This is a genomic window from Micromonospora palomenae (assembly GCF_007829925.1).
Classification (GTDB): domain Bacteria; phylum Actinomycetota; class Actinomycetes; order Mycobacteriales; family Micromonosporaceae; genus Micromonospora; species Micromonospora purpureochromogenes.
This window is the reverse complement of record NZ_VIXA01000001.1, coordinates 310,068-323,820: the sequence shown is the minus strand read 5'-3', so window position 1 is coordinate 323,820 and position 13,753 is coordinate 310,068. Positions and strand designations below refer to the sequence as shown.

Annotated in this window: 13 protein-coding genes; 11 read left to right on the top strand and 2 right to left on the bottom strand. The window is 70.5% G+C overall.

All coding sequences use genetic code 11. The features are described 5' to 3' along the window. Nucleotides 1-166: 166 nt before the first annotated feature. Nucleotides 167-406 (bottom strand): tautomerase family protein, encoded by a 240-nt coding sequence (locus FHX75_RS01410; RefSeq protein WP_154936273.1) that lies wholly within the window; start codon nt 404-406, stop codon nt 167-169. 35 nt (nt 407-441) lie between these two features. Next, a complete protein-coding gene (locus FHX75_RS01405) occupies nt 442-1,158 on the bottom strand; it encodes an SDR family NAD(P)-dependent oxidoreductase (protein ID WP_154936272.1) in 717 nt (238 codons plus the stop codon). A gap of 139 nt (nt 1,159-1,297) precedes the next feature. Here FHX75_RS01405 and FHX75_RS01400 point away from each other — a divergent pair, with 139 nt between their 5' ends. The 11 genes from FHX75_RS01400 to FHX75_RS01350 all read left to right on the top strand — a co-directional run bounded on the left by FHX75_RS01400 (nt 1,298) and on the right by FHX75_RS01350 (nt 13,715). Beyond that, nucleotides 1,298-1,915, top strand: a complete 618-nt coding sequence (locus FHX75_RS01400; RefSeq protein WP_154936271.1) for a TetR/AcrR family transcriptional regulator — start codon at nt 1,298-1,300, stop codon at nt 1,913-1,915. A 200-nt stretch (nt 1,916-2,115) separates the two neighbouring features. Then, on the top strand, nt 2,116-3,087 hold the full coding sequence (locus tag FHX75_RS01395; RefSeq protein WP_154936270.1) for an MBL fold metallo-hydrolase: 972 nt from the start codon (nt 2,116-2,118) through the stop codon (nt 3,085-3,087). 251 nt (nt 3,088-3,338) lie between these two features. Then, complete coding sequence (locus FHX75_RS01390; protein WP_154936269.1) at nt 3,339-5,456, top strand: amylo-alpha-1,6-glucosidase; 2,118 nt, start codon at nt 3,339-3,341, stop codon at nt 5,454-5,456. A 64-nt stretch (nt 5,457-5,520) separates the two neighbouring features. Next, complete coding sequence (locus tag FHX75_RS01385) at nt 5,521-5,703, top strand: hypothetical protein (protein ID WP_154936268.1); 183 nt, start codon at nt 5,521-5,523, stop codon at nt 5,701-5,703. A 187-nt stretch (nt 5,704-5,890) separates the two neighbouring features. Beyond that, on the top strand, nt 5,891-6,841 hold the full coding sequence (locus tag FHX75_RS01380; protein ID WP_211364287.1) for an NADP-dependent oxidoreductase: 951 nt from the start codon (nt 5,891-5,893) through the stop codon (nt 6,839-6,841). A 372-nt stretch (nt 6,842-7,213) separates the two neighbouring features. Next, nucleotides 7,214-8,593, top strand: a complete 1,380-nt coding sequence (locus tag FHX75_RS01375) for a ferredoxin reductase family protein (protein ID WP_246157510.1) — start codon at nt 7,214-7,216, stop codon at nt 8,591-8,593. 51 nt (nt 8,594-8,644) lie between these two features. Beyond that, on the top strand, nt 8,645-9,130 hold the full coding sequence (locus FHX75_RS01370; protein WP_154936266.1) for an FMN-binding protein: 486 nt from the start codon (nt 8,645-8,647) through the stop codon (nt 9,128-9,130). Next, complete coding sequence (locus FHX75_RS01365; protein ID WP_211364286.1) at nt 9,127-9,861, top strand: FAD:protein FMN transferase; 735 nt, start codon at nt 9,127-9,129, stop codon at nt 9,859-9,861. Before FHX75_RS01370 ends, FHX75_RS01365 begins: the two co-directional genes overlap by 4 nt. 123 nt (nt 9,862-9,984) lie before the next feature. Then, nucleotides 9,985-12,387: a PEP/pyruvate-binding domain-containing protein gene (locus FHX75_RS01360; protein WP_154936265.1), complete on the top strand. Its 2,403-nt coding sequence runs from the start codon at nt 9,985-9,987 to the stop codon at nt 12,385-12,387. 28 nt (nt 12,388-12,415) lie between these two features. Continuing rightward, nucleotides 12,416-13,081 carry a hypothetical protein gene (locus FHX75_RS01355; RefSeq protein ID WP_154936264.1) on the top strand — a complete coding sequence of 222 codons (666 nt, stop codon included), beginning with the start codon at nt 12,416-12,418 and terminating at the stop codon, nt 13,079-13,081. 52 nt (nt 13,082-13,133) lie between these two features. Then, on the top strand, nt 13,134-13,715 hold the full coding sequence (locus FHX75_RS01350) for a TetR/AcrR family transcriptional regulator (RefSeq protein ID WP_154936263.1): 582 nt from the start codon (nt 13,134-13,136) through the stop codon (nt 13,713-13,715). Nucleotides 13,716-13,753 lie beyond the last annotated feature (38 nt).

Here is a 13,753-nt window from a genome sequence, read left to right as displayed (position 1 = left end):
GGCCGGAGACGATGATCGGCCGGTGGGCGAAGCGCTGGCTTCGCCCACCGGCCGATTGCCTCCCCTTGGTGGGGAAAGCTGCCATCGGTCCTGTCGGTTCAGGTTCACGACGACGTCACCCACTGCCGCTGTCCGCAGCGCACGCCGCGGTACGGCGCAGGCGGTCCTATTCGCTGGCGCGTGACCGCTGCTGTTCGCGGAACTGCTCGACCGGCAGGCCGCCCCGGCCCCAGTTCTCGGTCTCCACCTCGTCGATGACGACGAAGGTCGAGTCCAACGGCTTGTTGAGGACGTCGCGCAGCAGTTCGCTCACGCCCTTGATCAGCGCGGCCTTCTCCTCGGCGGTCGCCGCCGACGCGCCGGGCGTGCTGCCCTCGCGGGTGATCTGGATGTTGACGATCGGCATCGGATGCTCCTGTCTACAGGTTGTGGTGACGGCGGTCAGCGCCCGGCGTTCTGGCCGCCGTCGACGTGCAGGATCTCGCCGGTGACGAAGGGCGCGGATTCGAGGTAGACGACGGCGTCGACCACATCGCTGGTCTCGCCGATCCGGCCGACCGGGTGCAGGCCGGCGAGCGCCTCGTGGGTCTCGACCGGGTGCATCGGGGTCTTGATGATCCCGGGCGCGACAGCGTTGACCCGGACTCCACGACTGGCGTACTCGATGGCCAGCGACTTGGTCGCGGAGCTGAGGCCACCCTTGGTCAACGACGCGAGCGCGGACGGGACGTGCGAGCTGGGCTGGTCCACCAGGCTGGTCGTGATGCTGACGATGTGACCGCCGCCGACTGCCAGCAGGTGCGGCAGGACCCGCCGGGTGAGGTGGAAGAATCCGAGGAGGTTGACCTTGGTGACCTGGTCGAGATCCTCGTCGGTGTAGTCGGTGAACGGCTTGGCGACGAAGATGCCGGCGTTGTTGACCAGGCTGTCGATGCGGCCGAAACGCTCCAACGCCGCGTCGACCACCCGCTGCGCGGTGTCCGGGTCGGCGATGTCGCCCCGGATGGTGACGATGTCCGGATCATGGGCATCGCCGATCGAGCGTGAGGTTGCCACGACGCCGTATCCGAGCTTGCGGTACGCGTCCACGAGGCCGGCGCCGATGCCCTGCGAGGCACCGGTGATCACGGCGACTTTCTGACCCTGACTGCTGCTCATGACGAACCACTTCCTGACTGGCCGAGGCCCTGGTAGGACGGCGGCTGACGGGGCCGGGAGCCGCGATCGCGGCAGCCCGGATGACCACTAGACGACTGGTCGACTAAAAGCTAGCCGACCGGTCGTGTATCGTCAAAGCATGGGTCGGACCAGTGACGCGCGGAACAAACTTCTCGACGCGGCCGCCACGCTGATCGAGCAGCGCGGCTACGCGGCGCTGGGGGTCGCCGAGATCTGCGCGACCGCCGGCGTGCCGAAGGGCAGCTTCTACTACTTCTTCGAGTCCAAGCAGGCGCTCGCCCTCACCGTCATCGACGAGCACTGGGCGACCCAGCGCCGCCAGTGGGAGGAGTTGCTCGGCAGCGGACACGACCCGCTGCGCCGCCTGCGGGACCTGTTCGAGGCCACCGAGGAGGTGCAGCGCGCCGGGCAGCAGCAGGTCGGGCTGGTCGCCGGCTGCCTCTTCGGCAACCTCGCCCTAGAACTCAGCAACCAGGCGGAGGAGATCCGCCGTCGGCTCCAGGAGATCTTCGAGGCCCAGATCGACCTGATCGAGCAGGTGGTCCTCGAGGCGAAGAAGCAGGGCCAGGCCGGTCCGTCGGTCGAATCCCGGGAGGCCGCCCGGTCCATCGTCGCGCAGATCGAGGGGCGGGTCCTGCTCGCGAAGCTGCTCAACGATCCGGGGCAGCTGGAGACGCTGTGGCGCAACTGCCTGGACCTGCTCCAGGTGCCGGCGCACGCGCGGCCGACCGACTGAGCGACCCGGCCGAACTGGGTGGTGCGGAGCCCCCGAGCCATCGGGTGTCCCCTTGCGGATGAGCATCGGGCGATACGGCTGCCGGCCCGAACCCCCGCCGAGGACGATCGAGCGAGCGCCCGGCGGTTCGTCACCCAGCGACCGCGGCGGACGGGGCGGGCACAGCTGGTCAGTGCGGTTGGCGAGGCAGGGAGCCACACGTGTCGGAAACGCCGTACTCGGACCTGGCCGAGCGAGCGCGAGAGCTACCGACGGCCCCGGTGCCGCAGGCCGCCCTGGGCCCCGAGATCCCCGAGGCCGGGTACGTCCTGGAGGAGATCGCCGACGGGGTGTTCTGGCTCAGTGAGGGCATGTACCAGATGATGTTCGTGGTCACGGACGAAGGCGTCATCGCCGTCGACGCGCCACCCACCCTCGGCCACAACATTCTCCGCGCAATCCGCAGCGTGACCAGCCGATCCATCACCCAGGTCGTCTACAGCCACCAGCACTCCGACCACGTCGGAGCGATGTCGGTCTACCCCGAGGACGTACCGCGCTACGCGCACCGCATCACGGCGGAACGACTCGCGCTGCTCCGCGACCCCCACCGCCCGCTGCCGACCCACGTCTTCGACGACACGCTGACCATCGAAGCGGGAGACCACAGCCTCCAGCTCGACTACAAGGGCCCCAACCACGCCGAGGGAAACATCTTCGTCTACGCCCCGACGCAACGCGTGCTGATGCTCGTGGACGTGATCTTCCCCGGCCGGGTCCCGTTCTCCAACCTCGCCGTCTCCGCGAACATCCCCGGCTTCGTCAACGCTCAGGAACAGGCGCTCGCATACCCCTTCGACAAGCTCGTCGGCGGACACGTGACGCGGCCCGGCACCCCGGACGATGTCAGGACGCAGATCGAATACCTGAGAGACCTGCGCTCCACCACCGAGGCAGCGCTCTCCTCGGTCGACGTGCAGAAGATCCTGGCCCCGGTCGACGCCACCAACGCCTGGGCCATCTTCAAGGCCTACCTCGACGCCGTGGCCGCCCGGGCCGCCGATGAACTCGTTCCGCGGTGGAGCCAGCGGCTGGGCGGGGCCGACATGTTCACCCTGCCGAACGCATGGGCGATGGCCGAAGCCCTCCGGCTGGACTACGGCAGCATGGGTCCGTTCGGCATCGCGCCCTGAGCCGTCCGCGGACCCCGCACCGGCAGCGCGACACGAACCCCGATGACGCCGCCCGCGGGTGCCGGGCATGACCCCGAGGCCTCGCGGTCCAGCCCCCAAGGCCGTAGCCAGACAGATGCGCCGATCTGCCTGCAGGACGTGAGGAGCGCTCATAGGCTGCGGACACGCGCCCGCCTTGACGCGAGCCCACCTCGCAGCGGAAGGAGGTGTCGGTGTCGGCAACATCCGGGCGTCCCACACCCGCGGATCCGATGGTCACCGGAACCGCCCGGCGCGTGCCGAGCGGCGCATGCCGTGACCTCCCGCCCGAGTTGGGGCCGGATGCGATCGGCGTGTTGGAAGGGCGCACCTTCATGTTCTCCGACGCCGTGGGAAACGTGCCGGACGGGTCCATCGGCGGGCTCGTGCACGACGACACCCGCTTCGTGAGCAGGTGGGTGCTGACGATCGGCGACGCACCGCTGCTGGTGCTCTCCTCCGGCACCGTCGACCCGTACTCGGCGGCCTTCTTCCTGGCCAACTCGGAGCTACCCGGGCTGCCGGCGAACCGGGTCGGCGTGCGGCGGCAACGGTTCGTCGGCGACGGGCTCTACGAGCGCGTCGAGCTGCGCTACTTCGGCATCGAGCCGGCACAGGTGCGGCTGCGGCTCGCGGTGGGCACCGATTTCGCGGACCTGTTCGAGATCAAGGAGTCCGGCCGGGACCGCAGCCCGCACATCGTCCGTCGGCACGCGCCGGACGGGTCGGCCCTCGAGTTCGCGTACCGCAACGGCGACTACGCGGCGACGGTGCGGATCGAAGCTGATCCGCCGGCCGACCAGGTGGACGGAGACACACTGGAATGGAACTTGAGGCTGGCGCGCGGACAGCAGTGGGGCTGTGAGCTGTGGGTACCGCTGCGCTGCGGCGAGGAGGACTACCGCCCCACGCCCCGCGAGTTCGGACAGGCCATTGACCACGGCATGGAGGATCCGTCGACCCGGTGGGCGGCGAGCAAGCCGCACCTGCACGCGGACGCCGACCTGGTCCGGGACATCTACCACAAGTCGGCGGTGGATCTCGTGTCGATGCGGATCGAGAAGACCATCGCCGGGGAACCAGTCATACTGATCGCCGCCGGCCTGCCGTGGTTCCTGACCGTCTTCGGCCGGGACACCCTGATCACCGCCTACCAGACCATGATGTGCGGCCCCGACGTCGCCCGCGGCGCCCTGATCGTGCTGGCCGCCCACCAGGCCACCACGTTCGACGAGTTCACCGACCAGGAACCCGGCAAGATCTTCCACGAGTACCGGTCGGGCGAGCTGACCCGGCTCGGCCTCAAGCCCTACCGCCCCTACTACGGCGGCGCCGACACCACGGCGTTGTGGCTGATCCTGCTGTCGGAGTACTGGCGGTGGACCCGCGACGACGAGCTCGTCCGCCGGCTGCGCGGCAACGCCGACGCCGCCCTGGGCTGGATCGACCACCACGGCGACCGCGACGGCGACGGCTACGTCGAGTACGCCACCCGCTCCGACCAGGGCCTGGGCAACCAGTGCTGGCGGGACTCCCCGGACGGCGTGCAGTACGCCGACGGGACCGTCCCGGTCCTGCCGATCGCCACCTGTGAGACGCAGGGCTACACCTACGACGCCAAGGTGCGCCTCGCGGAACTCGCCGACGGGCCGTGGCAGGACCCGGACCTGGCCCGCCGGCTGCGGGCGGAAGCCGACCGGCTGCGTGAGCAGTTCGACCGGGACTACTGGATCCCGCGGCGGGGCGGCTACTACGCCGTCGGGCTGGACGGGGACAAGCGGCCCATCGACTCGATGACCTCCAACATGGGTCATCTGCTGTGGAGTGGCATCGTGCCCGAGGACCGCGCCGGGCACATCGCCCGGCAGCTCATGTCCGACGAGATGTTCTCCGGCTGGGGGGTCCGGACCCTGTCCACCGCCGACACCGGCTACAACCCCATCGGCTACCACCTCGGCACCGTCTGGCCGCACGACAACTCCATCATCGCGGCCGGCCTCGCCCGCTACGGCTATCGGGACGAGGCGAACCGCATCGCCATGGCCATGCTGGAGGCCGCCCGCCACTCCGAGCACCGCCTGCCGGAGGCGTTCTCCGGCTACGACCGGTCCTTCGGCCGCCAGCCCGTGCCCTACCCCACCGCCTGCAATCCGCAGGCCTGGGCCAGCGGAGCACCCCTGCTCCTGTTCCGCACCATGCTCGGCCTGCAACCGCAGGCAGACACCCTCGTCGCCGACCCACATCTGCCCGACGAACTCGGCCGAATCCGCCTGCACAACGTGACGGCCGGGGGCCGGCGGTGGAACGTCGACGCCATCGGCTGCCACACCACCCTCACGGCAGCGGAGTGACGGCCGGGAGCGGAGGGGGCGGGCGGCGTCGTTTCTTGTCGGTCACCTGTTCTTCGCCAACCGGATGCGACTCGGCGTGCACGTCGGGCGGCTGGTCGCCACGGCCGTGCTGCTGGGCTGGCTACCGGCCGCGGCGGTCCTGCCGTCACTGGTCGCGCTCGCCGTGGTGGTGGGTATCCTCGCCGCCCTGATCGCAGGCGAAACCGTCCGGTACGCCGACCTCCCGCGGGCTGTGGGGCACGGGTGAGCCGACGCCAGGTGCCGGCAGAAATCAGGACGCTGGTGACGGTGCTCGGCGACGCTCGTCTGCGCCCGAGATCGCGGAAGTTCGGCGGGGGGCTGCCGAACCGCCACATAATGCGAAAGTCAGCCTGGGTTCATCCTCCGGGGCTGCTGGGCTGATCGCCATGCCTCGGGGAGGGAGCAGCCGTCGGATGAGCACGATGCACGCCGTGAGGGCTCACAGCCGGGGCGGCCCGGAGCAACTCGTGTACGAGGAGGCGCCGCGGCCCGAGCCGGGGCCCGGTGAGGTGTTGGTGGCCGTGAAGGCTGCGTCCATGACACCCCGCGAGCTCACCTGGCCGGAAACCTGGACCCACAGCTCGGACGGGACAGGACCCGAGCGCACCCCGATCATTCCGTCGCACGAGTTCTCCGGAGTGGTCGCGGCGTGCGGCGCGGGGGTGGAGACCCCCGCCGAGGGGGAGGCCGTCTACGGGTTGATCCCGTTCACCCGGGATGGCGCTGCCGCCGAGTACGTCGTCCTGCCCGCGGCCGTCGTGGCGGCCAAACCCACCACCGTCGACCATGACCACGCCGCGGCGCTCCCACTGGCTGCGCTGAGTGCCTGGCAGGCACTGGTGGACCACGCCGATCTGCAGGAAGGCCAGCAGGTGCTGGTGCAGGGCGGCGCCGGCGGCGTGGGGAGCTACGTGGTGCAGCTCGCGGCCAGCCTCGGTGCTCGCGTGAGCGCCACGGCGGCGGCGGCCGACCTGGAGTTCGTCCAGGGCCTGGGTGCCGAGCAGGCAATCGACTATGCGCACGACCGCTTCGAGGATCACGTCCGCGACCTGGACGTCGTCGTTGACCTCGTCGGAGGAGCCACGCAGTCGCGGTCCTGGTCAGTGCTGAAGCCGGGCGGCATTTTGATCAGCCTCGCCACGCCTCCGGACGAGCAGGAAGCAGCCCGGCACGGCGTGCGCGGGGTGTACTTCATCGTCGAGCCCGAGCGGAACGCGTTGGGTTCCATCGCCGAACTCGTCGACCACGGCCACTTGAAGCCGGTGTTGGACCGGATCCTGCCTCTCGCCGAGACGCGCTCGGGTTACGAGGCGCTCGAGACGGGCAAACGCCGCGGCAAGATCGTCATCCACGTCGCCGACTAGGCATCGGGGCGTACCCGGGACGAGACCGTCGCCGACGGCCGCCGCGGTCCGGACGGTAGGCGTCCGTGGGCGGTTCGCTTCCGATCCGTCATCGACAACTCGACGCTGCCCACGGCCGGCGCCTGACCGCCGGTTCGCTCCCCCGCTGACATGAACGGCGCGGATGCGGGAAGAAGCGGTTTCCCTGTGGGCGGGGACGCCCGGCAACGCGCGTGAGGAGGGTTGCTTCCTGACTCGCCGGCTGATAGCCGCGATCGCGCTCAATCAACATTGTCCGGTGCGATGTTTTCTGACCGATTCTCCGATCGCACCACCGCCCGCCGCCGGAGCCCCGAATGGCGATGGGGGCAATCCGACGCGGAAGGGGGTGTCGTGACGGGAGAGGCGCGGGCGGCCACGCCCGTACGAACCACCGCGTGGGCGTGGTGGGCCGATGCGATCGCCTCGGCCGCCGCGGTCAGCCTTCTGGTCGTCGTCGCGCTCTGGGTACGGGGCGGCGGTGTGCAGGCTCTTGGTGGCTGGGCGGCGGGCCTGACGTCGCTCGGCCGGTTGACCGGGCTTGTCGCGGCCGACCTGCTGCTCATCCAGGTGCTGCTGATGGCGCGTGTGCCGTGGATCGAGCGCACCTACGGTCAGGACAGGCTGGCCCGTTGGCACCGCGTCGTCGGCTTCACGTCCTTCAATCTGATGCTCGCGCACATCGTGCTGATCACGGTCGGGTACGCCGCGACGGATGGGGTTTCCGTGACAGGCGAGGCGTGGTCGCTCGTCACCACGTACCCGGGAATGCTGCTGGCGGCCGCCGGGGCGGCCGCCCTGGCGATGGTCGTGCTCACCTCCCTGCGAGCCGCGCGGCGGCGGCTGCGCTACGAGGCGTGGCACCTGCTGCACCTGTACGCCTACCTCGGCGTCGGCCTGGCGCTGCCGCATCAGCTCTGGACCGGGGCCGACTTCACCAGCTCCCGGGCCGCGACCCTGTACTGGTGGACCGCGTACATCGCGTGCGCCGGCGCGGTGGTCGCCTTCCGGCTCGGGCTGCCGGCCTGGCGGACCCTGCGGCACCGACTCACGATTGCCGCAGTCGTCCCGGAAGCTCCCGACGTGTACTCGATCTACATGAACGGACGCCATCTGGACCGGTTGCCGGCCCGCGCCGGGCAGTTCTTCCAGTGGCGCTTCCTCAGCGGCCCGGGTTGGAGTCGCGGCCATCCGTACTCGCTCTCCGCGGTACCGAGTGAGGACACGCTGCGGATCACGGTGCGATCCCGCGGCGAGGGCAGCGAGCAGGTATCAGAGTTACGGCCGGGAACCCGTGTGCTGATTGAGGGGCCGTACGGCCGGCTGACGGCCGCCCGGCGCACGGCTGCGCGGGTCACCATGATCGCGTCCGGTATCGGAATAACCCCGCTGCGGACGTTGTTGGAAGAGTTACCGTACGCGCCAGGCGAAGCCACGCTGCTGTACCGGGCGCGCTCGGCAGAAGACCTGGTGTTTCGCCAGGAACTGGAGCGCCTCGCGGCCGTCCGTGGCCTGCGCGTGGAGTACCTGCTGGGGCCGCGCGGGCGGACGGGTTCATGGTTGCCGGCCGGGTTCGGCGACGACGCGAAAGCCCTGCGTGAGCTTGTCCCGGACATCGAGCAGCACGACGTGTTCGTCTGCGGACCGGACGAGTGGATGCAAACGGTCGTACGGGCGGCTCGGCAGGCAGGCGTGCCGGCGGAACGCATTCATCTTGAACGCTTCACCTGGTAACTCGGCCACCCATTCCGCATGGCGCTCACAATCCGACCCGAGGAGGACGACATGCGTAAGATCACGATGTGGTTCCTCGCCACGATCGCCGTGGTGGTACTTCTCTTCAGCTACAAGACGTCGACCGGACCCGGCAGCTCGCTTTCGGCCGGAACCGTTGACGGCGCCAGCGCGCCGGGCGTGGGGATCGGCGCCGGTGCGCCGGCGGACCCCGGGACGTCAAAGGGCACCGTCGCACGGTCCGGTTCCACCACCGTCGCCGACGGCCCCGTGGTGCAGACGAAGCGGGGGAACGTCCAGGTGCAGGCCAGCATCAGCGGCGGCCGGATCACCGACATCAGCCCGGTGACGGTGCCGAACGACAACAACCGCTCCCGCGAGATCAACAAGCACGCGGTGCCGCAGCTGCGCACGGAGGCGCTCGCGGCGCAGAGCGCGCAGATCGACGCGGTGTCCGGGGCGACGCTGACCAGCGAGGGCTACACCGAGTCGCTGCAGGCCGCGCTGGACTCCGCTCAGTTCAAGGCCAAGCCGTGACCAGGCAGGCGTTCGTCGAGCAGATCATGGGTCTGCCCGTCAGCGTGCACCTACGTGGCCCCGACGCCGACTCCCCGGCGGCGGCACACGCCGTCGCCGGGGCCTTCGCCGAACTGCGCCGGATGGACGCCATCTTCAGCACGTACCGCCCGGACAGCCGGGTGAGCGCGCTGAACCGGGGAGAACCGGTACACCATCCGTTGGTCGACGTCGTACTCGACCTGTGTGAGCAGGCGCGACAGCGTACCGACGGCTACTTCAACGCCTACCTTCCCGAACCGGGCGGTGGCACCCGCTTCGACCCGTCCGGCCTCGTCAAGGGCTGGGCCGTCGAGCGCGCCGCGCAGCACCTGGACGGGTACGAGTTCTACCTGAACGCCGGCGGGGACATGACGGTACGCGGATCCTGGCGCGTGGGCGTGGAGGATCCGGCACAGCCCGATCAGCTCCTCACCGCCATCGAGGTCGTCGACGGGGCCGTCGCGACCTCGGGCAGTGCACACCGCGGAGCGCACATCGTCGATCCGCACACCGGCGCCCCCGCCCGGGGCCTGCGCTCGATCACCGTCATCGGGCCGTCCCTGACCTGGGCGGACGTGTACGCCACCGCAGCGGCCGCGCAGGGGCCTGAGGCAGTGACGTGGCTCGCCACGCTACCCGGGTACGAGGCCCTGCTCGTCGGCGACGACGGAGCCCTACTGGCCACGCCCGGCTGGCCACTGCCCGCCTGACGCGGGGAGCTCGGGCGGCGGGCTTGCCGAGGATGACCCATCCTCGCGGTGACATTGCAGTCGCATCGCCAACCGGGTAGCGTGGGACGCAATGCAGATGCATTGCATAGAGAGAAGGCCCACATGCACGTGATGGCGTTGTCCGAGGCAACCGCCGAAATGGTCGACCTGGTCGGCGGCAAGGCGGCCGGCCTGGGCGAGCTGATCCGGCGAGGCGAGCGGGTCCCCGAGGGGTTCTGCGTCACCGCCGAGGCTCACCGGCTCGGCGTCATTCCGGAGGCGGAGATCGTCGCCGCGTACGAGCGGCTCGGTGCGGGCCCGGTGGCGGTGCGCTCCAGCGCCACCGCGGAGGACCTGCCGGAGGCGAGTTTCGCCGGCCAGCAGGACACCGTCCTGAACGTCACGGGCACCTCGGACCTGATCGCCGCGATCAGGAAGTGCTGGGATTCGCTGCACACCGTCCGCGCGACCGCCTACCGCGACGCCCGCCAGATCGATCATCAGGCGGTGCGGATGGCCGTCGTCGTGCAGCGCATGGTCGCCCCTTCTGTGGCGGGGGTGTTGTTCACCGCGAACCCGGTGACCGGTCGCCGCGACGAGATGGCGGTCGACGCCGCGCCGGGTCTCGGCACGACGGTGGTGGACGGGGCGGTGACGGTAGATCACTACGTCCTCGACGGTGTGACCCGAGCCGACGGTGGATGTCTGACATCCGCGCACCTGGCGGAGCTGCGAGCAACAGGTGAGCGGCTGCAGGGTCACTTCGGCTGCCCGCAGGACGTGGAGTGGGCGTTCGACGGAGACGGCGTGCTGTGGTTGCTGCAATCGCGGCCGATCACCAGCCTGTTCCCCCTCCCTCCGGAGACCGGGAAGCCCCTCCCCCGGGTCTACCTGGAGTTCGGCCACGTCCAGGGGATGCTGCAACCGGTCACCCCGATGGGCATGTCGACCCTGCAATCACACATCGCGGCGATGCTCGCCTCGCTCGGCGTCCGGGTCGAGATCGTCGACATCGGCGGTCGCCTCTACGGTGACCTGACCGAGCTGGCCCGGAGCAGGTCATCCCGCAAGCGGCTGGTCAAGCTCCTGGCGGTCGACTTCGGCCCGCGGGCACAAGCGGTGATGCAGCACGTCCTGGCGGATCCGCGGTTCGCGCCGACCAAGGGCAGCACCGAGCGCGGCGCGGCGCCGGGGGCCGCGTCCCTGCGGACGGCCGGCCGCGCGGTGGTGGGGATCGTGCGCGCGCTGGCCCGTCCCGACGCGGCGCGGATTCGAATGTTCCGGGCGATCGAGGAGATGAAAGTGGGGTCGGCGGCCCCCGCCGACCTGCGGACCGCCGCCGACCGGCTCCGCTTCCTGCAGGCGCGGGGCTCCGAGAACGGCGCTGACGCGATCATGTGGCCGATCGTCACCGGGATGCTGGCCGCCGCGTTGCCGGCTTCGTTGCTCAAGGGCGTCGCGAGCCCGGATGAGATCCACACCGTGCTGGGCGGGATGCCGCACAACGTCACCATCGAGATGAACCTGGCGCTCTGGCGGCTCGCTCAGGGCGCGGGGGAACACCGTCAACTCCTGCTCGACACCCCGCCGGACGAGCTGGCCGCGCGGTATCTGCGCGGGACGCTGCCCGACGTCGGGATGGACGGCTTCCTGGACGCCTACGGTCATCGCGGCGTCGCCGAGGTCGACCTCGGCGTACCGCGCTGGGCGGAGGATCCGGCACCGGTCTTCGCGGCGATCGCCAACTACCTGCGGGTCACCGATCCGCAACAGGGGCCCGATCGGCGCTTCCAACGGGCCGCCGCCGCGGCCGAGGCCGCTCTCGAGGAGCTGATCAGGCGGGCCCGCCGTCGGCGGCCGTTACGCGGCACGATAGCCGGGTTCCTGCTGCGCCGGGCCCGGTCGTTGGCCGGCCTGCGCGAGGCCGGCAAGTTCGCTGGCCTGTACCCGCTGCGGGAGACGCGCCGGCAACTGCTGCTCATCGGGGCCGACCTGCACGGCGCCGGGCTGCTGGAGCAGCCCGACGACATCATGTTCCTGACCCTCGACGAGGTGCACGCCGCGGTGCACCGGAGCATCGATCACCGGGTGACGGTCGCCGCCCGCCGGGCGGTACACCGCAGGGAGTCGCGCCGCAGGGCGGTGCCGGTGGCGCTGCTCTCCGACGGCACCGACGTCGAGACCGTACTGCCGGCGGCGCCCGCCCTCGACGGCACCATCGTCGGCGTGGGCGCGTCGGCGGGCCGGGTGACCGGCCCCGCCCGGGTCGTCCACGACCCGGCCACCGCCCACATCGAGCCCGGCGAGATCCTGGTCGCCGCGACCACCGACCCCGGCTGGACCCCGCTGTTCCTCACCGCTTCGGCGCTGATCACCGAGACCGGCGCGGTCATGGCGCACGGCCCCACCGTGGCCCGGGAGTACGGCATCCCCGCCGTCATCTGCGTGCCCGACGCCACGCGGACGATCTCCACCGGTCAGCTCGTCACCGTGGACGGCGGCGCCGGGACCGTCACCGTCCACTGACCGCCCGCTCACTACCGCGAGGACGACCATGACCGACAGGAATGCCCCGACCGGGGCGAAGGTGGGCCCGCTGCTGCGCCGGGCGGCCGCGATGGAGGCCGCGATGTGGCGCAGCCTGTACGTGTGGGCGCGGCGCAAGCCGCTGCCGCTGGCGCCGGGCGATGAGCCGTTCGGCTACCTGGGCGTGGTCAAGCCCATCCTCGGAATCTTCATCGCCCTGTCGATCGTGGAGATTCCGATCTTCGACCTGATCGTCACCAACGTGGTGCCGTGGGGGCCGGCCCGCTGGATCGTGCTCGTCCTCGGCATCTGGGGTCTGCTCTGGATGGCCGGCCTCTACGCGAGCATGCAGATCCACCCGCACCTCGTTGGTGACACCGGCCTGCGGGTCCGGCTGAGTTCGGGCATCGACATCTGGATCCCATGGACGGACGTCGAGGCCCTCCGCAAGCGTCACCGCTCGCTGCCCTCCAGCAAATCCGTGCAGGTCGAGCAGGAAGGGGATCGCCGGGTGCTGTACATCTCGGTCGGCAGCCAGACGAGCATCGACGTCCTGCTGCGCCGGCCGACGACCTTCCACCTGCCCAAGGGCCGGTCCGAGCCGATGGACGAGTTGCGGCTGTACGCCGACGACCCCGACGGCCTCCTGCGCAGCGCCCGGGGCACCCCCGCGACCGGAACCGTCAGCCGGTAGCGCCGCCCGCTGGCGGAGTGTCCGGGTCACCCACTGTGAAACGATCGAGGTCATGCCCAAGAAGGTCGATCGCCAGGAGCGACGCACTCTCATCGCTGACGCCTTGATGCGCGTCGCCGCGGAGCAGGGCCTGGAGGCCGTGAGCCTCCGTCACGTGGCTGCCGAGGCCGGCGTGTCCGCCGGGATGGTCCAGCACTACTTCCGCACCAAGGACGAGATGATGGCGTTCGCGTTGGCCGTGGTCCGCGAGCGTGGCCAGATCCGGGTCACCGAGGCGATGGCGCGACTGGGCGAGAACCCCTCCCCTCGGCTGTTGCTGCGCACGATGATCGCCGCGCTGTTGCCGCTCGACGAGCGGACCCGCGACGATGGACGGGTGGCGCTGGCATTCCTCGCCTACACCGCGGTGCGACCGGCGGCCGCGCCCACTCTGCGCGAGGACACCGCGCAGCTGACCGGGTTCATCGCCAGCCTCCTCCCGCCTCGAAACGCTGTCGCCGCCGCGGCCGGCCTGCTGGCGCTGATGGAAGGGCTGGGCGTCTATCTGCTCGGCGGGCAGTACACCACCGAGCAGGCGTTGGATGCGTTGGATGCCCACCTCGACCTGCTCTTCGGCTCGACGACAGGTGCCTGACCAGCGGCTGACCGGGCAGGTCGCAGATGGCAGGAAGC